The sequence below is a fragment of the Vibrio sp. R78045 genome, assembly GCF_042466085.1.
In the GTDB taxonomy this organism is placed as follows: domain Bacteria; phylum Pseudomonadota; class Gammaproteobacteria; order Enterobacterales; family Vibrionaceae; genus Vibrio; species Vibrio cyclitrophicus.
In genome coordinates, this window is sequence record NZ_JAXHBS010000018.1 from 413,513 (window position 1) to 438,167 (window position 24,655).

17 protein-coding genes and 1 pseudogene are annotated in these 24,655 nt (G+C 44.6%); 9 read left to right on the forward strand and 9 right to left on the reverse strand.

Going from position 1 to position 24,655, the window contains the following annotated elements; all coding sequences use genetic code 11:
* Positions 1-36: 36 nt before the first annotated feature.
* Positions 37-2,490 (reverse strand): RND family transporter, encoded by a 2,454-nt coding sequence (locus SJY39_RS23610; protein ID WP_371965533.1) that lies wholly within the window; start codon positions 2,488-2,490, stop codon positions 37-39.
* Positions 2,491-2,672: 182 nt separating this feature from the next.
* Complete coding sequence (locus SJY39_RS23615) at positions 2,673-3,458, reverse strand: TetR/AcrR family transcriptional regulator (RefSeq protein WP_010441341.1); 786 nt, start codon at positions 3,456-3,458, stop codon at positions 2,673-2,675.
* Between the two features lie 495 nt (positions 3,459-3,953).
* Between SJY39_RS23615 and SJY39_RS23620 the strand changes: the two genes are divergently transcribed.
* Both SJY39_RS23620 and SJY39_RS23625 read left to right on the forward strand, forming a co-directional pair.
* On the forward strand, positions 3,954-4,796 hold the full coding sequence (locus tag SJY39_RS23620) for a hypothetical protein (protein WP_390242907.1): 843 nt from the start codon (positions 3,954-3,956) through the stop codon (positions 4,794-4,796).
* Positions 4,717-5,484, forward strand: a complete 768-nt coding sequence (locus SJY39_RS23625; RefSeq protein ID WP_016796395.1) for a hypothetical protein — start codon at positions 4,717-4,719, stop codon at positions 5,482-5,484. The genes SJY39_RS23620 and SJY39_RS23625 overlap by 80 nt, the downstream gene beginning before the upstream one ends.
* Positions 5,485-5,639: 155 nt before the next feature.
* Here the strand turns inward: SJY39_RS23625 and SJY39_RS23630 are convergent, their stop codons facing one another.
* From SJY39_RS23630 to SJY39_RS23640, 3 genes are all read right to left on the reverse strand, one after another.
* Positions 5,640-6,134, reverse strand: coding sequence for an outer membrane beta-barrel protein (locus SJY39_RS23630; protein ID WP_010441347.1), 495 nt, complete (start codon positions 6,132-6,134; stop codon positions 5,640-5,642).
* A gap of 143 nt (positions 6,135-6,277) precedes the next feature.
* Positions 6,278-10,321, reverse strand: coding sequence for an ATP-dependent RNA helicase HrpA (hrpA, locus tag SJY39_RS23635; protein ID WP_016788761.1), 4,044 nt, complete (start codon positions 10,319-10,321; stop codon positions 6,278-6,280).
* Positions 10,322-10,542: 221 nt separating this feature from the next.
* Positions 10,543-11,859 (reverse strand): MipA/OmpV family protein, encoded by a 1,317-nt coding sequence (locus SJY39_RS23640; RefSeq protein WP_010441351.1) that lies wholly within the window; start codon positions 11,857-11,859, stop codon positions 10,543-10,545.
* A gap of 135 nt (positions 11,860-11,994) precedes the next feature.
* On the opposite strand from SJY39_RS23640, the gene SJY39_RS23645 reads away from it, so the two are divergent.
* The 3 genes from SJY39_RS23645 to SJY39_RS23655 all read left to right on the forward strand — a co-directional run bounded on the left by SJY39_RS23645 (position 11,995) and on the right by SJY39_RS23655 (position 15,086).
* Complete coding sequence (locus tag SJY39_RS23645; RefSeq protein WP_016767263.1) at positions 11,995-12,513, forward strand: hypothetical protein; 519 nt, start codon at positions 11,995-11,997, stop codon at positions 12,511-12,513.
* A 22-nt stretch (positions 12,514-12,535) separates the two neighbouring features.
* Positions 12,536-14,524 (forward strand): alkaline phosphatase D family protein, encoded by a 1,989-nt coding sequence (locus SJY39_RS23650; RefSeq protein ID WP_016792376.1) that lies wholly within the window; start codon positions 12,536-12,538, stop codon positions 14,522-14,524.
* A 112-nt stretch (positions 14,525-14,636) separates the two neighbouring features.
* On the forward strand, positions 14,637-15,086 hold the full coding sequence (locus SJY39_RS23655) for a TerB family tellurite resistance protein (RefSeq protein WP_010441358.1): 450 nt from the start codon (positions 14,637-14,639) through the stop codon (positions 15,084-15,086).
* Between the two features lie 31 nt (positions 15,087-15,117).
* Here SJY39_RS23655 and SJY39_RS23660 read toward each other — a convergent pair.
* Positions 15,118-15,554, reverse strand: a pseudogene (locus SJY39_RS23660) (hypothetical protein).
* 5 nt (positions 15,555-15,559) lie between these two features.
* The gene (locus tag SJY39_RS23665) at positions 15,560-16,276 is read right to left on the reverse strand and encodes a helix-turn-helix domain-containing protein (RefSeq protein ID WP_241905142.1); all 717 of its coding nucleotides are present in this window, start codon (positions 16,274-16,276) and stop codon (positions 15,560-15,562) included.
* A gap of 835 nt (positions 16,277-17,111) precedes the next feature.
* Between SJY39_RS23665 and SJY39_RS23670 the strand changes: the two genes are divergently transcribed.
* Both SJY39_RS23670 and SJY39_RS23675 read left to right on the forward strand, forming a co-directional pair.
* A complete protein-coding gene (locus tag SJY39_RS23670; protein WP_016784558.1) occupies positions 17,112-17,633 on the forward strand; it encodes a hypothetical protein in 522 nt (173 codons plus the stop codon).
* A gap of 11 nt (positions 17,634-17,644) precedes the next feature.
* Positions 17,645-19,330, forward strand: coding sequence for an LruC domain-containing protein (locus tag SJY39_RS23675; protein WP_016792374.1), 1,686 nt, complete (start codon positions 17,645-17,647; stop codon positions 19,328-19,330).
* 119 nt (positions 19,331-19,449) lie between these two features.
* Here SJY39_RS23675 and SJY39_RS23680 read toward each other — a convergent pair whose 3' ends face one another.
* A complete protein-coding gene (locus tag SJY39_RS23680; RefSeq protein WP_016767256.1) occupies positions 19,450-19,980 on the reverse strand; it encodes a 3'-5' exonuclease in 531 nt (176 codons plus the stop codon).
* 87 nt (positions 19,981-20,067) lie between these two features.
* Positions 20,068-21,606 carry a sensor domain-containing diguanylate cyclase gene (locus SJY39_RS23685; protein WP_010441371.1) on the reverse strand — a complete coding sequence of 513 codons (1,539 nt, stop codon included), beginning with the start codon at positions 21,604-21,606 and terminating at the stop codon, positions 20,068-20,070.
* Positions 21,607-21,956: 350 nt separating this feature from the next.
* Here SJY39_RS23685 and SJY39_RS23690 point away from each other — a divergent pair, with 350 nt between their 5' ends.
* Positions 21,957-22,589 (forward strand): DUF2760 domain-containing protein, encoded by a 633-nt coding sequence (locus SJY39_RS23690; RefSeq protein WP_010441373.1) that lies wholly within the window; start codon positions 21,957-21,959, stop codon positions 22,587-22,589.
* Positions 22,589-24,553 carry an Hsp70 family protein gene (locus SJY39_RS23695; RefSeq protein WP_016799385.1) on the forward strand — a complete coding sequence of 655 codons (1,965 nt, stop codon included), beginning with the start codon at positions 22,589-22,591 and terminating at the stop codon, positions 24,551-24,553. The genes SJY39_RS23690 and SJY39_RS23695 overlap by 1 nt, the downstream gene beginning before the upstream one ends.
* Positions 24,554-24,655 lie beyond the last annotated feature (102 nt).

Here is a 24,655-nt window from a genome sequence, read left to right on the forward strand (position 1 = left end):
CCTTAAGTCAGCCCACCGCAGTAGGCTGACGTTTTCTTATTTGGTTGAAGTCGACAGTTCAGCCGTCGTATTAGGTTGAGCTTTAACAGACGGTTTTGATTCGTATTGGGGTTGGTCTGAGTAATGAGTCTGTTTGTCGAAGATCATCAGCAGGCTTGGTAGCAAAATGAAGTCGACCACCAACGCAATGAAAATCACAATCGCACTGAGTAAGCCCATATCGGAATTGAGTCTGAAGCTCGACATTGCCAATACAGAGAAACCGGCCACTAGCACAACAGTGGTGATCCACAAAGCGCGACCTACGGTGTGGAAGGCGTAACGAACCGCTTCCTCCGCTGATTGCCCTTCCATTCTTGCGCGTTGGTATTTACTCAAGAAGTGAACCGCATCATCGACGACGATACCCAAAGTAAGGGTGACCACGACCGACAATCCAAGGTTGATCTCACCAGAGATAAGCGCCCATAAACCAAAGCCAATAATCGCAGGCGCAATGTTGGGCACTAGGCTTATCATGCCTAAGCGAACCGATCGCAATGCGAAGATCATCAAACCTGAGATAAGCACTAAGGTGATTGGCAGAGTCGATAGCATGCTCGCCATGTTGGTTTCACCAATGTGAGCAAACATCAATGATGGGCTCGACGCGACCACTTCATACTGAGGTGCATTGGCGGCAAACCATAAGTAGATACGCTCTTCGAGTTCAACCAATTCCACACTGCCGAGGTTATCAACCGTCAGTACCATTTTGATCGATGATTTATCGACGTTGATCTGGTTATTCAAATCCAAACCATAAGGTAGAGACATCTCGTAAAGCAGTAGATATTGCGCGGCTAACTCTCGGTTAAGTGGCAGTTGGTAATAACGGTCATCATCACCATGCATGTTCTTATTCAGACGCATGTAAACATCAGAAAGCGTAGCAACATGGTCGGTTTCTGGTTGAACACGTAGCCAATCGGTAAAATCACCAATCGCTTGTAAGAACAAGGGGTCAGCAATCGCTTGAGACTCGTTAGTTTTGACCGCAATACTGATGGTCGTCATACCGCTTACAGTCTGTTCCATGAAGTCGGCTGCTTGTCTGAATTCGCTTGAGGTATCGAAATACTTCACCGATTCATCATTCACTTTGTTCAATGGAATTAACGCGGCAGCGCCAACAATCACTAAGGTAGAAATCGGCAGCAGTGCCTTGCGGTTGGTCACCACAAAGTCGCCCAGTTTATCCATGAAAGTGACTTTGCTTTCCGCTGCTTCATTGGCTGGTAGAGTTTTAACTGGCAATAGTTTTAGCAGCGCGGGAAGCATAGTCACAGAGAGGAAACACGCGATGATCACGCCCAATGCCGACAAGTTACCGAAGTCTCGCAATACGGGGGAGTCCGACATGTTCATCATCAAGAAACCAATCGCTGTGGTGACAGAAGTAATTAAGATCGGCATCGCATTCAACTTGATGCTGTATTGAATGGCTTGTGCTTTTTCCATCCCGCGTTGCATGGCTTGTCTCATGGTCACAATCACGTGAACACAATCGGCGACAGCAAGGGTTAATACCAAGGTTGGCACGTTAACCGTTGCGGTGCTGAGGAACATCCCAGCCCAGCCAGACAACCCCATGGTCGCGACAATAGAAGAGATAATCACAACTAAGGTAGCCACCACGCTAAAGAACGAGCGCAACATAAAGGTCAGGAACACCAATACTACCAGCAGCATTAACGGCACAAGCGTTGAGCTGTCTTCTTGAGCCGACATCATAAACGCGTTGTTCATAGCAATGATGCCTGCTTTGTGGAATTCGACGTTAGGATAGTCCGCTTGATACTTGGCGATCATAGTGTTGATTGCTGCTATGACTTCTTGCACTTCCGCGGTTTTATCTACTTCAGGTAATTGCACGGTCACGTTAACAATGGTCACATCACCAGAAGCCGACACCAACGCATTCTTAAGCAGAGGTTCGTTTAGCGCGATCTGTTTCACTTTGGCGATTCGCTCGGGCGTATGTTCGTATTCTTCATACAGCAGATCTTCCACCAATAAGTCGTCTTCAACAGCTTCGGTGTGCTGATAATTGGCCAAAGAATCGACACGGCTTGAGTACGGGATCTGCCACGCATCAACGGTGAGATTTTGAATTAAGGTCAGGGTTTCTGGGGTGAAGACGTTGCCGCCATCAGGTGCGACAACAATCGCGAGATTGTCGGTTTTCGCAAAGGTAGTTTGGATTTCATCGAACGCCATCAACTGTTTGTTGTTGCCTTCGAAGAAGATGTTGTAATCCCCTCTAAAGTAGAGGTTCTTCGCCCCTAATGCAGAGAGCATGATGATTGAAAAAACCACCAGCAGAACGATAAACGAACGCTTGGTCGGTATTGAGTGCCAACGGTTATTGAGATCCCCGTTTACGCTATCGATATTACGGTTATCTCGATTTTGGTGATCGAAAGCGGGCTTTTGGCTGTCATGTTCCATCACAGTCTCCATTTGTGACGATTCGTCATAGTTATGTCATAAAAAGCCAGCGAAGCTGACAAAAGACACAATTCTTGGTCATACACTCAAGAAAACCTAAACCACATTAGGCTAAACTTAAGTTTGTGACGAATCGTCATAAATGGTTATTAATAAACCCACAGAAGTGGGCTTAATAGAAGCTATCGACCTACTGATTCTAAGTAAGCGATCTCTTCACTGAACAGTTCTTGTTCTACACGACGCCAGGTTTTACGGTAGTCCCAATCGGTAGAAAGGGGCTGCCAGTTCAGGCCATCGAGCAGCATATTCGCGTTATGTAATACTGAATACGGGTCTTGTAACCGCTTAATACAATGACTGTTTGATGCGTTCTGTGACAAGGCATTTGAACCAAATGCGATTGACCAGTTTGCAAACACGATGGCATCTGAACCCACACCAGAAGAGAACTTTAGGTCACCCACTTCTACTGCTTGGTTAACCATTGAATCGGCTTGTTCAATCACCAATTCTTCGAGTTCGTTCATCTCGGTTACACGTGCACTAGACGCTTTCTCTAGTACCCACGGGCTTTTTGCCATGATCGCACAAGTTGACAGTACCGGCTCCATGCGCGCATAGATTCGATAAGCAACGTGCAGTGCGACGATCTTTTCGCGTGTGTTACCTTCAAACTCTCCAGAACGAGTAAACATCAGTGCCTCGGCCTTTAAAGAATGAATACACAACGCTAAAACCACGTCTTCTTTGCTACAAAAGTGATTATATATCGTACCTTTCGAATAAGAGCTCGCTGCCGTTAGCTTATCCATCGTGAGGTTTCCGAACCCTTGCTCTCGAACCAGATCTTTCGCTAACAACATCAATTCTACTTCTCGGTCTGCAATAGACTGCTGCTTTTTAGACAAGCCGCCTTTACAACCAAAGATACTTTGCTTATCGCCTTTACAACCAAAGCCAAACATAATTTCTCAGTCCGTATTTTCGCTTAGCTATCACCTAAGCTGAGTCAGTATTTAAAACACTCCTGTTTAATATATTAACACGAATAGCAAATTCATGTACTTAACCATTTTGTGACGCTTCGTCATTTCTGACTTATCGTCATAATAGCGCAAATATTGATCATATCAAGGTGTTTTATAAATTAAATACACTTTATGTATGGACGGGTAAGTAAACGGGCGAGTAAGTGAGAGAACGGTCAATGAATATCAATAAAAACGAGCTGTTTTTGACGAACCGAATACCAAAGTAAATTGGCCATTCTTAGCCGAAAAAGAGTGCTAGCACTTTAAATCGTTATCGATATTTGCTTAGTGAATCCAGGTATAACCCACGAGAATGAATGAGTGTAGGCTTACTTTTTGGGGCAGACCTCTCCTTATGGTCAATATTTGGCTTACTAATGTCGTTTTCTGTTAAGTTGCTATAAATTCGGTAAGGGGTGACTTACAATAGTGACAACGACTTACCTTTTTGAGAACACGATATTGAGCGCCAAATATTCTTATTTAGCTTGGCAAGTGAATACTTCTAGCCCAGCAGAAAAACTGGTTTTATTGATGCTTGCAGATGGTGCTGATGAGTTCGGTTTCACCAATGTGTGCCTACAATCAGCAAGTCAACTTTGTGCTCTCTCGACGTTCGGTTTAGCCGATTGCCTTAAGTGTCTAGTCGACCAAGGTTTCCTCGATAAAGTAAAAGTAGATTATCGAGACAAGAAAGAGATACACGTGTTCAAAATGCTCATTGAGCAAGAGCAAGCTGCGGTTCAAGTTGAAACTCAACCGGTCAATAGTATTCCGGTTTACTCTACTGCACCTGCACCTGCACCTGCACCTGCACCTGCACCTGCACCTGCACCTGCACCTGCACCCAAGTTTCAGCCTGCTCCGGCACCAATGCAAAACACGCAATATACTCCTCGCCCACAAGGCCGAGGCTCAATGAACAGCAACACCGTTTCTACTCATGATCTCAACGAAGAAGAGATCCCATCATGGGCAGAACGTGCGTTTAAATTCTCCGGCTTGGCCGGTGACCATAGTTTAGTATGGAAGAAATTTGTCCTTTGGTATAAAGCCAAAGCTAATGAATTAATGCCACTATCTCGGATTGAATCCAAGCTGCAGTACTGGCTAGTTAACGAGAAGCAAAATGAAAGACAACAACAGCAGAAGACCGCTCAATATTCAGGAAATGCAGGACAAGCTCAAGGAAATGGGTATAGACAAAAGCTTAGCCCATCTGAACGCTTCAGGCAGCAGCTCATTCAAAAAGGCAAAAAGCCAACCTTCTGAGCCTGTTGTATCTGACGTTCCTGCACGACCTGAAATAATTGAAGCAAAAAGCACTGAAGTTAATGTAGCGACACCTAACGCTACCGACGCAGGCTCGTCTCAAAAAGTACCTGTTGTCGATCAAGATCCGGCAGAGTTAGAGCTGACTGATTGGTGTATCCATGTGTTTGGTTCTTTCTTAAGCGTGTACGAAACACAATGGGAATATCAATACGGGAGCGAGCCGAGCGGTAAGTTTATTGAATTTGCTAACTCAGTCGATTCAGACGGCCTTAACCGCGTGCTAATGCACTGTCATGAACGTATTCAACTTGGCAACAGTTGGCCGCCGCAAATGGGTGAGCTTTGGATCCTGAAAGATTCTTTGACTGAAGAAGAGTTGTTGGATAGCCGTATTCGAGTGTTGTCACGCTCTGCAGATAATAAGATTGAGCAATGGTTAATCCAGAATAAACTGTACGATTTAAAGCGTACGGCTGAAAACAAACTCGATGGCCTGTTCAAGAAGTATTACTTGGAAGCGAAACGTTTAGATGAGAAAGGCATGCTTGAAACTGAGTTACCAGAATTCCTTCTTGCCGCTAACTCTGTAAAGAACCTGAACGATTTAAAACGTGAAGAGTACGAAAGTAAACACGGTAAAGCGATTAACCCAAGAATTCAGCGTATTCTGAACAGTAAAAAATAACCATCCGCTTGCTATCTGTTATAAGAAAACAGAGTAGCGATTACACGGTTAACAGATACAAAAATGCCAGCTATCAAGCTGGCATTTTTTACGAATTCTTACGAACTCTACAAATATCCGTGACCAACGGTACGTCCGTCACTGACTGCAAGTAATTACAGTAGGTGGATAGTTGCGTTTAGCGTGAATACGCCAGAGTCGTCATCTTTCATTTTGAAGTTTTGGTAGCTAGCGCCTACAGATAGTGGACCAAAGATGAAGTATTCAGCGCCTACACCGTACATGATATCAACATCGTCTTGCTTGAAGCCATCAGCTTTAAGCTCGTAAGAGTGAAGACCACCCTTCGCGTATACGTGAAGAGGACCAAAATCGATGCTTGGTTTAATCGCTAAGTAAGCAGTGCTTGCGTCTAAATTCTTAAGATCGCGGTTGCCGTAATTAACGCTGCCGAAAGAACCAAGATCCCAGTAACCCGCTTCAACGCCGATTAATGGAAGAATACCAGTACCTACGTGGATACCCATCGCTGTCTCTTCTTTATTGCCTAATGAGTTTTGACCACCCATTACACCACCGTACAACCAAGAATCAGCCATTGCTGTTGAAGATGCACCTAGTAGTGCTAATGCCAATAACGTTTTTTTCATATTCGACCTTTTTCGTCCTAGTGGCAGGCCTTGAGTGGTAATAAATTGCCACCAAGTCGCCCTGTATGTAATAACTATTCAATTAGTAATGTAATAAGCAAGATTTATACCCAAACCTTGCTATTGCGTCTAGCTTTATTCCTTTAGCAAGCATCAATCGCGTTTTTAACACGCTTATCTGATACTGGGTAAGGCGTACCGAGCTGCTGTGCGAAGAAGCTTACACGAAGCTCTTCAATCATCCAACGCACCTCTTTTACGTTTTCTGGAACCGCGATCCCTTTTGGAATTTTATTCAGCAGTTCTTTGTAATCATTCATTACCGACTCAACTTTGATCATATGTAGGCGATCTTTGTTAGGGTCAATCGGCAGTTTTTCCATTCGACGCTCAATAGCTTTCATATAGCGTAGAATATCCGGCAAGCGTTTCCACCCGCATTCTGTGGCAAACCCCTTAAAAATCAAACCTTCTACCTGAGCTTTGATGTCTGAAAGTGCAAATGCCATCGAAAGATCTACGCGGCCCTTCAGCTTCTTACTGATACTGAACGCCGTAGTTAGAATAGTTTCTACCTGTTGAGCAATCTCAACAACCGTATCGCCTAACTCTGCACGTACGTGTTCTTTCAGTGCTTCAAACTGCTCTGGTTCCCAAACCAAACCGCCCTTCTCTTCAATTAGCTTATCAATACCACAAGCGATACAGTCATCGATAAGATCGAGTACTTGTCCGTATGGGTTGAAGTATAAGCCTAACTTAGATTTGTTCGGCAAGTTAGAGTGCAGGTATTTGATCGGCGATGGCACGTTCAACAGGATTAAACGACGCTGACCCGATTTCATTGCCGAGATCTGCTCTTGTTCGGTTTCGAACAGTTTGATCTCTACGCTGTCTTTAGAATCCACCAGCGCTGGGAAGGCTTTAACATCGTAGCCGCCACGCTTCTGCTGGTAGACTTTTGGTAACTCACCAAAGCTCCAGGTATGCAGGTTCTGTTGTTCAATATCGTCGTCAGCAACCTTAGAAAGCGTTTCTTGAACCTTGTCTTTCAGACTTTCTTTTAGCTCATGCAGGTCTTTCTGTTCTTTCAGCTTACGCTTGCGATGATCTACAGCGCGGAATGTTACCTTTAAGTGCTCAGGGATCTGGTCTAACTTCCAGTCGTCACGTACCACTTCGACACCTGTCATGCGGCGTAGCTCTTTCTCAAGAGAATCCAACAACGGTGCTTCTAATGGGGTTACACGTGCCAAGAAAGCATCGGCATAGTTTGGCGCAGGCACAAAGTTACGGCGTAGCGTTTTTGGTAGTGACTTAATTAGGCTAATCACCAGTTCCTGACGCAGGCCTGGGATCTGCCAATCAAAACCGTTTTGGTCAATTTGGTTCAAGATAGGCAGCGGAATGTGTACCGTTACACCATCGTTGTCGTCACCTGGTTCAAATTGGTAGCTCAGTTTCAACTTAATACCGTTTTGGTGCCAGAAGTTCGGATAATCCAAATCAGTAACGTGGCTAGCATCGCCTCGGAACAGCATCGACTTTTCAAAGTTAAGCAGCTCAGGAGTTTTCTGACTGGTCTTCTTCCACCACGTATCAAAATGACGGCCTGACACTGCCTCTTCGCCAACACGTTGATCATAGAAGTCGAACAGTTCATCATCATCGATCAAGATGTCGCGACGACGCGATTTATGCTCAAGCTCTTCCACTTCTTGCAGGAGCTTGCGGTTCTGTTTGAAGAACGTATGTTTGGTTTCCCACTCACCTTCAACCAATGCACTGCGTACAAACAATTCACGGCTGACAGTGGCATCAATCGCACCGTAGTTAACTAAGCGTTTTGGAATGATTGGGATTCCGTAAAGCATCACTTTTTCGTGTGCCATTACTGCCGCTTGCTTCTTCGACCAATGTGGTTCGCTGTAACTACGTTTGATCAGGTGTTTCGCTAGCGGTTCAATCCATTCCGGTTGAATCTTCGCGATAACACGACCCCATAGTTTTGAGGTTTCCACCAGCTCAGCAGACATGATCCACTTAGGCTGCTTCTTGAATAAGCCAGACGCAGGGAAGATATGGAAGCGTGCGTTACGAGCACCTTGATATTCATTCTTCTCTTGGTCTTTCATACCGATGTGCGAAAGCAGACCTGACAGCAGAGACATATGAATACCATCGTAGCTACCCGGCTCAGTATTCAGCTTGGTATCCAATTCACGCATTGCTTGGTGAATTTGGAAGTACACATCTTGCCATTCACGAATACGTAAATAGTTCAGGTAATCTTGCTTACACTGTTTGCGGAACTGATTACTCGACAGCGCTTTTTGCTGCTGCTTGATGTAATCCCACAGGTTCACAAACGTGATGAAGTCCGACTCTTTATCGAAGAAGCGCTTGTGTTTATCGTCAGACGATTGCTGCTTATCTGACGGACGCTCACGCGGATCTTGAATCGACAACGCAGACGCAATCACCATGACTTCGTGCAAGCATCGGTTGCGTGGCGCTTCAATTACCATACGAGCCAAACGCGGATCAATCGGCAACTTAGCCAATTTACGACCAATAGCGGTTAGCTTCTTCTTGTCGTCGCCTTGATTCTTATTTTTGTTCGCAGCGGGTTCGGCTGTCGCTATCGCACCTAGCTCTTCAAGTAGCCTTACACCATCTTGAATGTTGCGCTTATCTGGCGCTTCAACAAATGGGAACGCTTGAATGTCGCCTAGGCCAAGAGCTGTCATCTGAAGGATAACGGAGGCTAAGTTAGTGCGGAGAATCTCTGGGTCGGTAAACTCTGGGCGTGATTCGAAATCTTCCTCAGAGTAAAGACGAATACAGATACCTTCAGCAACACGTCCACAACGACCTTTACGCTGGTTTGCGCTTGCTTGAGACACTGGCTCAATCGGCAGGCGCTGTACTTTAGTACGGTAACTGTAACGGCTAATACGCGCCGTACCCGGGTCGATGACATACTTAATACCAGGAACGGTTAACGAAGTCTCTGCCACGTTGGTTGCCAGAACGATACGTCGGCCAGTATGAGACTGAAAGATACGGTTCTGCTCGCCCGCCGATAGACGTGCGTAAAGCGGAACTATTTCAGTATCACGCAGGTTACGTTTACTTAATGCATCTGCGGTATCTCGAATTTCTCGCTCGCCGTTCATGAAGATCAAGATATCGCCTTGCCCTTCATCACACAGTTCATCAACAGCTTCAAAGATGCCTTCAATTTGGTCGCGATCGGAATCACTTTCATCACCACCTAATGGGCGGTAACGCGTATCTACAGGATAAGTACGACCTGATACCTCGATGATAGGCGCATTATTGAAGTGTTTAGAGAAACGCTCTGGATCGATGGTTGCCGATGTGATGATCACTTTCAGATCTGGACGCTTTGGCAGCAACTCTTTCAGGTAACCCATGATGAAATCTATGTTAAGGCTACGTTCGTGCGCTTCATCGATGATGATGGTGTCGTACTGATTTAAGAAACGGTCGTGTTGGATTTCCGCCAGTAGAATACCGTCGGTCATCAATTTGATTTGTGTGTTTTCAGAGATTTGGTCGTTAAAACGAACCTTATAACCAACAAACTCACCCAGTTGCGTTTCCATCTCTTCGGCAATACGGTTCGCAACCGAACGGGCCGCAAGACGACGAGGCTGAGTGTGACCAATTAAACCAAAGCGGCCACGACCAAGCTCAGAACAGATTTTTGGTAACTGCGTGGTTTTACCTGAACCTGTTTCACCCGCCACGATAACCACTTGGTTTTCAGCGATGGCTTTCGCGATGTCTTCGCGCTTCTGGCTGACGGGTAGAATTTCTGGGTATTCAATCGTTGGCTTTTGCGCAGCACGCTGGGTTGCCGTCATCATCGACTTGGCAATGTCCAATGCAATCTCATCAAAGACAGCATTTTTAGATTGTTCATTTTTGATTCTGCTTGCACCAGCAATTCGCTTACTCAAACGGAAGCGATCGCGCATCATACATTCGTTGAGCGCTTTACGAAGAGAAGCTGGGCTATTCTGAGAAGTTTTAGCAGGTTTTACTGATTGTTTGGCAGACGAGTTCGATGCAGGTTGAGTCGATGTCGACTTTTTGTTTGTCGCTTGAGATTGCACTGCATTCTTGTTGTTGTCTGCTTTTTCCGGAGACGAAGTCAAAGCGTGTCCTATTCTTGTACTTATTAAACTCGCGCGATTGTACCACAACTCTTCAACAAAAAAGCCTGACATAAAAGGGAAAACCTTTTGCTATCAGGCTGATTGTTCAAGCCAACACTAACGAAGGCTATGAAAGCTAACTCGGATACACATCATATTTATCCAAACGATGGTTAAAAATGACAACATAAACCATCGTTAAAACACGGCTGAAACCGCGCTTAAAATTCGTATTGGAAGTAAACCGTGTTGTAGTTACTACCGCCTTTGATACGTCCAAACTGAGAGGCGTTTTCAAAGATCGCAGAACGATGATGCAACGAATAACCGAACCATAAATTGTTTAAGTCGTTCTTGCCGATCAAATCACCCACATTGACATCAAATGAGAAGTCTAGGTAATTCAACAAGTGGCTTGCGGTGTAACCTTTACGATCCATCTCAGAGCCTTCGATGTAGGTGATCGAGTCGATGTACGACATACCTTCAGCCACACCAAATCGCCACTGTGTCGGCCAATCAAAGGTGTAATACGCTTTGATCGCAATAATGTACTCGGTGCTACTCGATTGAACATCTGAATTCCAGTGATGCGCGATACCCGGTGTTAGGTAGATATCCAGCGGGAGACCAAAGATTTCGTCTGTTAGCGGGTGGCCGTAGAAAAACGAGGTCAGTTGGTTATTGTATTCGTCTTTCTCAGTATTGAACTTCATAATCTCGCCAATATTCGATGGCGTTGCCCAACCGTGCGCGACACGTAAATACGGCGCGTTACTCAATTTCGGTTTCGGCGCTTTCTCTTTGTCATTGAAGAAGCCAAAACCAAGATAAAGTTCACCTTGATAACGATCTTCAACTACTGATGAATCATAAGCGTTGTCGTCTAATCGAGTGACACTAGTTGAACCAAGTAGGTATAAGTTGGAAACCACGTGGTAACGTGCTTCAACACCCACATTAAGATCGATACCTGCGCCAATCGACTCGCCTTCGGCTGAATAGTAAGCACTATTGAAATCGGCACTTTTATAACGAAGTGTCGCACTCGGAGTAAACTCCCAATCGCCCGTTTCATACTTTGCTTTGGCGCGTAGATTTCCGTGAAAATTGTATTCACTGTCACTCATTAGCTCGGTTTCAAGCTTCCACTGCTCATCCCACTGATAACTGACTTGCGCACCAAAATCGGCAGTATCACCCTCAATGGCATTTTGTTCTGAAGCAGGGATATCAATAAAACGCATACGCGATATCGCATTAAGAGACCATTTTTCGTCGTCAGTCTGGTAGAGGTAAGCCCCCATTTCAGTACCGTCGATAAATACATAGTCATTCTTAAAAAATAGCATCGGAACAAAAGAACCGACGGTTTGATCCCCACCTGATGTATCGTAGGGAATACTCGCACTGCGGAACATTGCAGCAATGCCCCATTCTTGCTCTTCGGCTGCCCAGGCTACGCTATTACCTAGAAAAGCGTTACTCAATAAAACCGCTCCATACGAAATGAGCTTCGGTGAAAATTTGTGCTTCATTCTTGTGTAATTACTCTTTGTAATAATTTTTGTGTTACTGAATAGACATTTATTGGCCATGCCAGCCAACTAGTTTTAGGTTTGATCGACTTTGACCGTTACAATGAAGAATATTCTCGGTTAAATGAAAGTATTGTGAAAGTCTCAGAATTACAAAACATTATAGACCACTTACCCCAAGATTCCGATCCAGATATTGTCATGGGCGAAGAGTGGTTGCCTGAGCGTTTGGTTAACACCAGACTCGATAGCGACATGCTGTTTCTTGAGTTTGATAATGCCCCTGAAGAAAACCAAGGGGACGATGAAGGCCGTGGTTTCGTCGAACACGAAATCGCTATGATTCGAGAAAAACTCGAACAAGTACTGGACGATCCGTCCGATACCAAAACAAAAGCCGATGCCCTATTGGCAATATTTCTAATGGGCCATGAACTTTCTAGTTCAGAAGTTATCGAAATACTTGAAATGACAGAGCTTGAGGCAACGGAGTCTGAAATCCCAGATCAGGCAACGACAGAAGCTGAAACAACGGAACTCGAAGCAAATCAATCTGAAGCGATAGAGCAGGACATCTCTGCTCTCGAAATTAACGAGCCTGACACACCAGAGTTCGAAACCTCTGATCTTGAAACGAGACAACTCAAAGACTAACGCTACCGATTTAGGAACCGCATTGAAACGTTTGACGACATCATCTCTTCCCTTCTTACTTGCAGGCCCAATTTTAAGAAAAACCACCGCCAACGAGGTGGTACTGTGGATGGTGACGAGTTCACAACCTACAGGCTCAACTGAACTATTCAACGCAGAGCAAGATTCGCCTTTTTATTCGTCGCCACTTGACGAACAAGGGTCAATTCAAGTGGGGACACATGCTTGGGTAACCCTGATTCAATTAAAGGGTGAGTTCCCTACCAATACGCCCCTTGAATATGACATTCACACCGAACTAGGGTCACTGGCCACATGGGCTCCTCACCTTGTTTATAGCGACAAGTCTCGCGTTGAATTTAAGATCTCAACGACTGCTGATTATATCCTGCATGGCTCTTGTCGTAATCCTCATCACCCGAGCAAAGACAGCCTAGTTGCTGCAGATAACAAGGTCGGAAAGCAAACGGTACTTGAACGGCCAGATATGCTAATGATGAGCGGCGACCAGATCTACGCCGATCATGTAGCAGGTCCAACGCTTGATGCTATTCAACAAGTGATTCAACTGCTTGGTCTTGTGGGCGAGAGCTTGCCGACGGATTCACAGGTAAGCACAATCGACAGTAGTGAAGCCTTGTTTAAGAGTGAATATCAGCTGTATCGACGTCATCATTTACTGCCACACCACAACACCTCTGCTTCGTTGCTTGATAAGCTATTTCCTAAGCGCGGAATCCCTATTTTCAGCTCGACCGATTGTGAGAATCACTTGGTCACCTTGTCAGAATTCATCGCGATGTATTTGCTGGTTTGGTCTCCGACATTGTGGCAATGCATCAACCGAGAGCAATTGATCGAAAATGATTTCACAGAAGCTGGACGTCAATTATCACCGGCAGAGCAACAACAATGGCGTGACGAGAGCATTATCATTGATGACTTCATAGCAGGTCTACCGAAAGTGCAGCGTCTGTTCGCTCATATTCCAACGTACATGATCTTCGACGATCACGATGTCACCGATGATTGGAACCTGACTGTGGGTTGGGAACATGCTGTCGATCAAAATCAGTTTGCTACTCAAGTGATTGGTAACGGCCTTGCCGCCTACTGGATGTGTCAGGGTTGGGGTAACAAACCGGAGAGCTTTAACAAAGAGTTCATCAAGCAAGCAAAACAGCTCTTTGGTTTTCAATGGCATGCTGAAAATCAAGCGCAGAATGAAACTGGCGGCAACAATACTGAACACTCTGTTGGCAACATAGAACCAAACAAACACCAGGCCTTCATTGAGATGCTCGGTCGCTTTGAAGAGTGGCATTACACGATAGATACGTCTCCAAAAGTCATTGTGTTGGATACTCGAACACGTCGCTGGCGATCAGAATCTCGCATGAATAAACCTTCTGGTTTGATGGACTGGGAAGCCTTAATTGAGTTTCAGCACCAGCTGCTCCATCAAGATAAGGTGGTGATTGTTTCTGCTGCGCCGATGTTTGGCGTGAAGTTTATTGAAACACTGCAAAAAATGGCGACCACAATCGGTAAACCATTGGTGATTGATGCGGAAAACTGGATGGCACATCCGGGCAGTGCTAACACACTCATCAGTATCTTTACCCACACCAAAACACCAACCAACTTCGTCGTGCTTTCTGGTGATGTTCACTACTCTTTTGCTTACGACATTAAACTTAGATACCGCCGTAACAGCCCGAATATCTATCAGATTACTTGCAGTGGTATTAAAAACCAGTTCCCTACTTCATTGCTTAAATTCTGTGATGTATGGGACCGATTGCTGTATAGCCCACGCTCAATTCTGAACTATTTCACCAAGCGAAAACGCTTAAAGATTGAAAAACGTAGCCCTGATAATCAGACTTTCTATCGACTTTCAAACCGAAGTGCGATTGGTGAATTAAAGTTAGATAGCGAAGGCAAACCGCAAGCAATAACGACACTAAGTGGTGATGGGAAAGTCACACGATTCCCTGAGCCTGATTAACAAGTGTTCTTTATTGCTCGCTCATCCGTAATGTCAGTTTTGAGTAAAGACGCTTGCGATCACACTCTGTAGGCCCAATAGTAATAATATTCATCATAACTGGAATGATCTTATGTTTAACTCACTTACCTCGTTATTTAAACAATTAGTTGAAGGCTCTGATTTAGGTAAAACGCCAACCGCCTCTCCTAACTTAGCTATCGCCAGCTTGTTATGTGAAGTCGCCGGTGCAGACCACGCGATTAACGAATCCGAACAAGAAGCTAAACTTCACTTGCTTCAACGCCTGCTGAACATAACTGAAGACGAATCCAAAGCCTTATTGGCGCAAGCTGAACCTCAAGTTGAACAATCTGTCTCTCTTTACGACTTTACTTCTCAACTGCGAGAGCTGTCTCAACCAGTCCGCATAGATCTAATAAAGGCAATGTGGGAAGTGGCACATGCTGATGGAGAGATTGATCCACTTGAAGATTCAGTGATCCGCAAAACCGCAGAACTGCTTTACGTTGACCACAGTGACTTTATTAAGACCAAGCTGAACGTCTTGGGTAAAAGCTAACCAAAGGCTTTCTACTCGTTGATACTCTCAACTAGAGTAAGCGATCACCATACATTATGCCTTTCAGCTCTAACGGCGTGCCTTTTTTGTCACATAAAGGCCACGCTGATTTGACACCAATACACTACGCTTGCCTTGCGTTTGTTGGATGTATAAGTGTTTGATATTGAAAGTCTGTTTATCTTGGGCTTGGTCTTGGTCCAATTGATAAAAGTAGTAGTGATTCCCCCAGCGAAAGAACACTCCAAACATTTGCTTGGTTTGAGCAACATTTCCATCGATGTCGTAACCAATGTACTGCATTTTTACCCGACCACTTTCCAATCGAAGTGAGATTTTTTCCCAGCCTACCATTGGATACTCTGCGGAAAATTTATAGGTACTTTTAGTTGCGAGCCCAGAGATTAAGCCTACATTTATAATCACAAAAAGCGTGAGCAAGATAGGCATCCAAAACTTACGATTCATATCGGTTAGCCTCGCTCATCGTCATTATCGCCATCACAAGAGAGAGATTTAAACTGATGACTCATCTCTCTCCAGCGCCCATTTATCAGCGCAACGGCTTGAATATTCTGGCACCCAACTCCGATACGATGTAGGTAAAGTAAATCAACACCGAGTTTTGAGACAGTGTTCAACTCAGTTAACAGCGATTGATCAAAGTTCAAATTATCGTGATAAACATCCATGCCACGATAACGACTCTTATCCATAAAAAACGCAAACTGATAAAACAACATGACGAGACACAAGCTGACTACGATTCCAGCGATACGAGATTGATGACGAGTGATAAAGTGCTTCACTATAGACTGATGAGATTGTGGGTACTGTTGCTTTGATTTTCCACCTTGTCTGTTCATGCCAGAAGGCGTGAGCTTTGCTACAAATGTTAAGTCATCTGTGGTGGCGGCATTCTCTGAAAATGTCGATTCAACAATTGCCGATTCAACATGTATGTCAGTCGTAGGCGTTGGCATCGATAAATAACTACCAACCTGTCTCGGGCCATTGAAGCTATACCCTTCCTTTTGAACCGTTAAAATTTTGCAATCACACTCAAGCGAATTTAATGCTGTACGAATGTTCTTGACCGCAACATTCAGTGAACTGCCCGTCACCACCCGTCCCGGCCAGCCGTGTTCAAGTAAAAAGTTACGACCAACGGCTTTTGGGCTGTTCTTCACTAAATGTTCAAGGATCAAGCTTTCTGAGGGAGATAAGGTGGCCTGATTACCTGATTCAGAATCAATGAGTGTGTTATTAATCAGCTCGATACCCGAAGCGTCTAAGGTGATTTTTCAGGGCTATTGGCGTTCATTTCAGCGAGGAGTTCATAAATAAAAAGGTCATCAAAAAGGTGTTTGCTTGGTTATTCTAATGCCAAGCTATACATAGAAAAGAGTGGCGCGAAGTTTAACCAATAATTCAGTCAAATATAAGTTCGACGAGTAACAAGATGAAATAACGACAAGGTGAGTCAGTCACGTAAACTCACTCACCTTTAAACATAGCCAAGGTTTAACTCTAAACTTGCCATGGAATAGACAGGCCTGATCATCGCTTTTTGGTTTGGCTTCTCTTGTGCTATTTGTTTTGGGTGAACTAACGCTACCATCTAGCTCTGCCCAATCAAGGTCGAAACCTGCGATTTAATATTAATTAAAGCGCTTCTGACATTTATTAAGAATTAACATTCTTTTCATTCTGTTTGTGTTGATGTAAAAACCGATACCCACCACCTATTGAACAAGAGAAATACCAGTCAAATGTCTCTTATTACAGATTCAACTTTCCTCACTCAGCATTCGTGAAAACTGAATCCAATTCCCTATCAAATCTCATTATCAGGCCGTCATTTATTCGTTATCGTCAGATTGATTCTCTAATTGAGATGCTGATATACAATTAATTTCAAACCACATCAAAAAATCAAATTTTTCCTTTTTTATCAACAACATAAAAACTGGCACAGTCATTGCTCTTTAAGTTTTACACGGCCTCAATTAATTACGGAAGATTATGATGATGAAATTAAAAACACTCCTCTTAACATCGGTCACATCAATGTCTCTCATCGCCTGCGGCGGTGGTGGTGGCGGGTCCGGCAGTTCTGGTGGCGGAGGTGGTGCAAGCGGCTCAACTGACAGCGCTGCGAGTCCTGCCGCAACAGCTGCCAATACGACTTTTGTTGATATTGCTGTACCGGACAGTTTTGAGTGGCGTGGAACGGCTTCGCGAACAATGAGCGTCATTGTCGTCAGTAGTTTTTCATACAAAGACGGTGAGCCGGCTCCAATTCGCGGTTCCCACATCATCAAACTATACAGCGTGACCTCAGACCAAACAGATTCTCAAGCCTTTTACTCTGGTATGTCGAACCGCGATGGTGAATTAGTGAGTGACTTTAGCATTCCAACCAACTGGGAAGGATTGGAAATCGTTGCTCAGGTGCGTGGTCAAGAGTGTAGAAGTACCGTTGACCTAGATAACGTCACTACTGATTTGCTAGTTTCTTGCGACATTGTTCTGGATTCTGACTAAGGATAGCTGCCATGAAAAATATTAAAAAATCTCTAATGGTGATGGGTTCAGTCGCTATGTGTTCTTTCTCGCAACAGACGTTTGCAGCTGCAACAGAAAACACAACAACCACTAACGGTGATGGCTCAATAACAGTGACTCAAAAGATCGATGCAAGTAGTACCTCACCACATTACATCGCGCCTTCTGGTTATGGTTTCGACATCTACAGCCGAGCAAACGAAGACTACTCTTGGCAACATAATTTAACGGTCCCTGATGGCGCACAGATTACCGCAGCGACACTCACTATTTACGCTTATGATGTTGATTCAGAAGCACACCACGGAGAAAACGGAGAATACGACAGTATCGCTGTTGACGGTTCTTTACTTACTCCCGGGTTCTTACAAGGTACCAACAATAACTGGTCGACAACCGTTTTTGACCTCCCTATCGCTTCACTTGACGACAGTCTTGTGAATGTAGACCTAGATATTGATGTGAATAACGACGGTTGGCTAACCACGCTGGATTACAGCCTTATCAGTGTTACTTATGTCACCATTGCTAATACCCCTCCTTCTACACCAACTCTAAGTCGCAGCACTGGACTCGGTGATAATGACGACTTGGTTGTGACAGTAACCGGTCCAACACCGGAAGACCCAGACGGTGATTCTGTAACTTATAGCTACCGTTGGTTTGTCGATGTAGGTCAAGGGTTCTATGTGGATGATGAGTTTGTCGGAAAAAATGACAACAGTAATGCCACATTGCCGGCCAGTGAAACTGAAGTTGGAGAACTTTGGAAGGTTCAGGTCATCGCTATTGACCAGAATGGACTGATCAGTGAAATCGCTGAGATTGCATGGCCTTCAATTGGGGATAGTGACGGTGATGGTGTATCAGATGCAAACGACTACGCACCAAACGATCCGACAATCGCTTTCTATAGCCGAACACCAACCAGTGGATGGTACACATTAGCCTACGAAGATTTATGGCCAAATGAGGGTGACTACGATCTGAATGACTTTGTTAGCCACTACGCATTAGGTGTTTATACAAACGCGAATAACCAAATAACTCGTTTTGATTACTACGGCCAAGCTATTGCTCGTGGAGCGGCTGAAGACAATGGTTTCGCTATTTCGTTAGCAGGGCTTGAAGACACGGATGTCACTTCACTGACCAAAACATACAACGGCTCTACCGTAGCGTTAACACCAGAGGCCGGTCACTCAGGCGAGTTGGTATTTGTTGTGATTGATAGTGTCGCGGCGATGCTGCCAAGTACAAGCACTTATAGCTTTTACAACACAGAGTCGGGTGATGCACGAAGCTTAATCGATTACAGTGTCTCGCTGGTGATTGATGGTTCAATTCCTGCGCTAAGCAATACGGATTTTAACCCGTTCATATACAAAGGCAACGCGAGAGGTAGAGAGATTCACTTGATGAACTATCCAAATACAGATGTAGCAGATACCGCAATATTCGGTGCTGGTGATGATGATACAGTAACAAGTGAAGGTGAATACTATCAAAACACGACTGGCCACCCATGGGCTCTGGATATCCCAGGCCAATGGTCTCACCCATACGAACGTATTGATACTTGTGAAGCATATGAACATCTAACCACGTGGGCAGAGTCTGGCGGTACACTTCAAACGGACTGGTTCACATCACCGACAGGGTCGAAGGTATGGTAAGTAACTCGAGCTTGGTCATTAAAAAATGAGTTAATCTTTAGAAATACCGATAAAAATTAAACCAAAAAGCCATCTACAAGTAGATGGCTTTTCTATGTTCGGGTGTTCACTGCTGCTATCTAGAGCATCGTTAACGCCAACTTCGCGAGGTTATACGCATCGACATACCCAGAGTGCTGACGGCCTTCCCACTCAATATTTTTCGCTTCTTGAGCCGCGCGGTGACCAATGCGTTTTTCTTTCAAACGATTCTGAATTCGATAAAGTGTTGCGATATTTATAAACTCGCTAAACGGAGGTTCGATGCCTTTCTCTTTACACTCTTTATGTAAGATCAGATCATCTCGTCCCCACGCTGCATAGATTTTCTTTGGGCCACCGAAGTTCTTAATCATCGACTTGATAACAGACTCTAATGGGCGCCCCTGTTTTTCGATTTTACGAGGTGTAATGCCCGTTAACTCGGCGCAGAACAGAGAGACTTCGTCTTTCTCTGGCTTAACGTAGTATTGCGCTCGCTTCACGATAGTGCCAGATGCTAGATCAATCTCAGCAAGACCCACTTCAATGATCTCCCCTGTTGTTCCTACACCATTTTCGCTCCAACAGCACATTTCCAAATCGAAACACACCACTCGATTGTGATTCATACGTCGCCTAATTCTCTCGTCAAAAATTTCGTGAAATTGTACATGAGCACAGTCAGGAACTCGACCCTTGTTACATCAAGTGCTCATTTAGCCTGCAATTGTGACTCGATTTCGACCGTTTAGTTTACTTTGATACAAGATGCTGTCGGTTCGCTGCTGAATTTCTTCGGTATTTTCATTGCTACGAATAGAAGCGCCAATACTAAGCGTACAACTCAATTGGCGACCTTTGTGCTCACAATGAGAGCGGCTAACAGTATTTAGGATACATTCTAAATAACGCTCCAACGCTTCGTGATCTGAGATACTCGAAATGATGCAAAATTCATCACCTCCTAAACGGAACAGGTCATCACCATCTTTCAAATTAACAGAGATCAGTTTGACGACGTGAATCAGCAATGCATCACCCGCTGGATGACCAAATTGATCGTTGATGTTTTTGAACTTATCGATATCAAAACCAATAAGGCTAAATGGTTTATCGCTGTCGATCGCTTTGTCTAATTTCTTATTAAACGCTCGTCGGTTGTAGACCTCGGTTAAGCTGTCATGATTGGCTAAAAAGCGCAGCTCTTCCGTCCTCTCATATAGCATTTGGTACAAACGTTGTTTCTCACGAATTTGTAGATTAACTATGTAGGCCAGCAGTAAAGAGATAGTGGTCCCAACTAAAGCAATGCCGGCGAGTACCAAGTAGCCGGAAAATGAGATGCATGAACCTATCTTGTAATCAATTTTCCAATCCCGGTTGGTTAGGCTAATGGTTTTGGTAATAAGGTGCCCAGTTACGCCTTCAAAACCTTCAGTTTCAAACAAAATGGGAGAATCTTCTGCTTCAAAACCGGTATCGGTCACTCGCACATATACATTCATATCACCCGCAGTGGATGCCAGTAAGTTCTCAAAATAATAAGTCGTACGAACCACACCAATCACAACACCGAGCAAATTGTCACTTTCACCCTCAAATACAGGGTGATACACCAACATGCCACTTTTCGGTGTTTGTGGGTCTAAACCATCTTGTATTAAACGAACTTTGTCTGAAATATTCGCTTGGCGTGTATGTTTAATATTGTCTAAAACACGCTTAAATCGTTCACGAGAAGAGTAGAAACCAAGAACTCTGTTATTAGGTTCGGTATTTGGGTAGATATCAGTCGCAACAAAGGCTGGCTCACCATCTAAGATGTAACCAAAAGCTTTTGATTCATGTTTTGGAATAGTGAATAACTTATATGATGGGTACTTTTCTTCCATCCGAGCAGTGTGTTCTTCAATCTCATCGGCTGTCACTTTTTGCATCCATTGCAAGCCAATTAGACTTTTTGAAACATTAATCGTTTGTTGCGCAAAACGATCAAACTTATCCCAGTTTTCAGGATCATTTGCGTAGAAAAAATTAGCACCAGAACCAATGTAAGCAACATCGTTATCAATAAACGCTTTTAGGCTTAGAGTTTGGTTTTTAGCAAAGCTCTCCAAATTCATGTTCAAGGCACGATTTTGGTTAAGAGCCACCAACACAAAGCATAACACCGTAATCAGAAAGGTGACCAAAAAAGCAACTACTGGCAAGGTTCTTCTCTTCAACCCTGTCAACGGGTCGATTGTATGCGGCATACATATCTCATGTCGGATTATATAAAGTCATAAGTATATAACGTTAAGGAACCCTGCTCCATTCATGTTTAGTCCTAAATCTGACACAAAATGGGCAATGTTTACCTTCCCCTTACATCAAAGGCTATTATTCAAACAAATCTCGACTAATTTTCACGCTAACACACTAAAAACCCACTTGAATAAAAACATTAAATACAGCCCTTAAGCCTTGAATATGCTAGTATCCATCCATATTTATAGCTTGAAAGATACCGTTTTGCCTGAGTGCGACAGAGTTTTCTTTCCAACCCGTATGTTCAACTTAACCAATGAATATACCGTTAAATCAATTTAAAGAGAAAATCACTATGATCGTTGATTTGAACCTAATTCCACAAACGTTTGATATGCTTCACGCAGGCCTCACTGCATCAAGCGTTTTACTGCTGCTTATTGCCGTTTCTCGTAAATCCAAAGTGGTTGAGAAAGTCGTAGAAAAACCAGTAGAAAAGATCGTTGAAGTTGAAAAACCAGTAGAAAAAATTGTCGAAGTAGAGAAAGTTGTTGAAGTTGAAAAAGTGATTGAAAGAGTCGTTGAAGTTGAATCAAAACTAGCAACAGCACCGACCGATTCAGCAATGCAGCTATTGTCTATCATGCAGCAAGAAGCACGTTTAATTGACTTCCTAAAAGAAGATCTCACTTCGTTCTCTGACGAAGAAGTTGGCGCAGCTGCACGTGTAATCCACACTGGCGGTCAAAAAGTACTTGCTGATTACGTAACCCTCTCTCACATCCGTACGGAAGATGAAGAAACGCGTATCACGGTAGTAGAAGGCTTCAACCCGCAAGAAATCCGCCTAACAGGCAACGTAACGGGTAATGCACCATTCAACGGCACGCTAGTTCACAAAGGTTGGAAAGCAACTGACATGAACCTGCCTAAGCTTGCTGAAAATTACGATGCATCTGTCATTGCACCGGCAGAGGTGGAGCTATAATGGAACACCAAAACCATTCTTCATCGCAAGAGCATTCACAAGAGCCATCTTCTCAAGAGCAACATCAGGCGCCTAAGTTCAGTGTTGGTATCGATTTAGGTACTACACACTGCGTTTTGTCGTTCATCGACACAACGAATGAAGACGCTCGCGTTGAGGTGATGCCAATCCCTCAACTCACGGCTCCTGGTACAGTAGAAACTCGCAGCCAACTAGGCTCATTCCTATACCAACCGCACGAACATGAAATGAATGCGGGCTCTCGCGTTCTACCTTGGTCTTCTGAGCCTAAAGCACTGGTTGGTGCTATTGCTCGTAACCTAGGTTCTAAAACCCCTATCCGTTTGGTCGCAAGCGCAAAATCTTGGCTATGCCACGGTGGTGTGAACCGTCGTGATGCGTTCCTTCCTGCAGGCAGCCCTGAAGAAGTTGAAAAAGTATCTCCGCTTAAGACCACTGAATTGTACCTTGAGCACCTTAAAGACGCTTGGAACCACGCTAACCCAGAACACAAACTGGCAGACCAAGATGTAACGATCACGGTTCCTGCTTCGTTTGATCCTGCGGCTCGTGACCTAACAGCAGAAGCTGCACGTAATGTGGGTTTCACTCACCTAACGCTTCTTGAAGAGCCACAAGCGGCTCTTTACAGCTGGATTGATAACAGCAACGACACATGGCGTGATGAAGTGAACGTTGGTGACATCGTTCTTGTTGTCGATATCGGTGGTGGTACAACCGACCTTTCGCTAGTTGAAGTAACACAAGATGACGGCAACCTAAGCCTGAACCGTATCGCAGTAGGTGAACATATCCTACTTGGCGGCGACAACATGGACCTAGCACTGGCTTACCGTCTGAAAATGAAACTGGCTCAAGAAGGCAAAGAGTTGGCTCCTTGGCAGGTTCAAGCAATGACTCACGCATGTCGTGATGCAAAAGAAGCACTGCTTAACGATGCTGAACTGCAATCTGTGCCTATCGTTGTACCTAGCCGTGGCTCTAAACTACTTGGCGCAACACTAAAAACAGAATTGACTCAGCAAGAAGTACAACAAACATTGGTTGATGGCTTCTTCCCGAAAGTAGCCGTGAATGAGCACCCAGTTCAAAAGACGCGTGGCGCACTGACTCAAATGGGTCTGCCTTACGCTCAAGATGCGGGTATCACTCGTCATATAGCTGCATTTCTTTCTAAGCAAGCCAATGCGCTTTCTGGAAACAGCGAAACGGCTCAGCAAGATTTCAACCCGTTTGCAAACATGCCCGGTATGCCAGGTGCTGAAGCGCCAGCGGCAGATTTCATCAAACCAACAGCGGTACTGTTCAATGGTGGTGTTCTAAAATCTAACCTACTTGCTGATCGTCTTTCAGATACGATCAACGAATGGTTGATCAATGCTGATGCAGAATTTGCTAAACAGCTTTCAGGTTTGGATCTAGACCTAGCGGTTGCAAGTGGCGCTTCTTACTACGGAGCAGTGCGTCGCGGCCAAGGCGTTCGTATCCGTGGTGGTATCGCTTCTTCTTACTACGTAGGAATTGAAAGCGCGATGCCAGCTATCCCAGGTATGGCTCCGCCAATGGAAGCACTGTGTGTTGCGCCATTTGGTATGGAAGAAGGTTCAAGCGTTCAAGTGCCTAGCCAAGAGTTTGGTTTGGTGATTGGCCAGCCAGTTCACTTCCAATTCTTCGGTTCAACCACTCGTCGTGAAGACGTAGCGGGTACGCACCTTGATCATTGGGCACCAGAAGACCTTGATGAACTTCCAGAGATTCAAGTGACACTGCCAGTATCTGAAGGTCGCCGTGAGGGTGAAGTGGTTCCGGTAACCCTAGCCTCTCGTGTTACTGAACTCGGCACGCTTTACCTAGAAGCAATTGCTGCTGATAACGGTCAGAAATGGCACGTTGAGTTTGATGTTCGTGAAGACGCGAATAACGACTCAAACGACCAAGCATAACGAATCAACGGCACCTTAACGGGTGCCGTTACTTTATCAATGCGATTCCCTACCGCAAGTACGAACAAACTAGGGAATCTGTTTTAACCCCTGTGTTTTTTA

Excerpts from the sequence above, each read along its gene's own strand:
- SJY39_RS23610 (WP_371965533.1), bottom strand. The coding sequence starts at position 2,490 with ATGGAACATGACAGCCAAAAGCCCGCTTTCGATCACCAAAATCGAGAT.
- SJY39_RS23615 (WP_010441341.1), bottom strand. The coding sequence starts at position 3,458 with ATGTTTGGCTTTGGTTGTAAAGGCGATAAGCAAAGTATCTTTGGTTGT.
- SJY39_RS23625 (WP_016796395.1), top strand. The coding sequence starts at position 4,717 with ATGGGTATAGACAAAAGCTTAGCCCATCTGAACGCTTCAGGCAGCAGC.
- SJY39_RS23630 (WP_010441347.1), bottom strand. The coding sequence starts at position 6,134 with ATGAAAAAAACGTTATTGGCATTAGCACTACTAGGTGCATCTTCAACA.
- SJY39_RS23640 (WP_010441351.1), bottom strand. The coding sequence starts at position 11,859 with ATGAAGCACAAATTTTCACCGAAGCTCATTTCGTATGGAGCGGTTTTA.
- SJY39_RS23655 (WP_010441358.1), top strand. The coding sequence starts at position 14,637 with ATGTTTAACTCACTTACCTCGTTATTTAAACAATTAGTTGAAGGCTCT.
- SJY39_RS23670 (WP_016784558.1), top strand. The coding sequence starts at position 17,112 with ATGATGATGAAATTAAAAACACTCCTCTTAACATCGGTCACATCAATG.
- SJY39_RS23675 (WP_016792374.1), top strand. The coding sequence starts at position 17,645 with ATGAAAAATATTAAAAAATCTCTAATGGTGATGGGTTCAGTCGCTATG.
- SJY39_RS23680 (WP_016767256.1), bottom strand. The coding sequence starts at position 19,980 with ATGAATCACAATCGAGTGGTGTGTTTCGATTTGGAAATGTGCTGTTGG.
- SJY39_RS23685 (WP_010441371.1), bottom strand. The coding sequence starts at position 21,606 with ATGCCGCATACAATCGACCCGTTGACAGGGTTGAAGAGAAGAACCTTG.
- SJY39_RS23690 (WP_010441373.1), top strand. The coding sequence starts at position 21,957 with ATGATCGTTGATTTGAACCTAATTCCACAAACGTTTGATATGCTTCAC.
- SJY39_RS23695 (WP_016799385.1), top strand. The coding sequence starts at position 22,589 with ATGGAACACCAAAACCATTCTTCATCGCAAGAGCATTCACAAGAGCCA.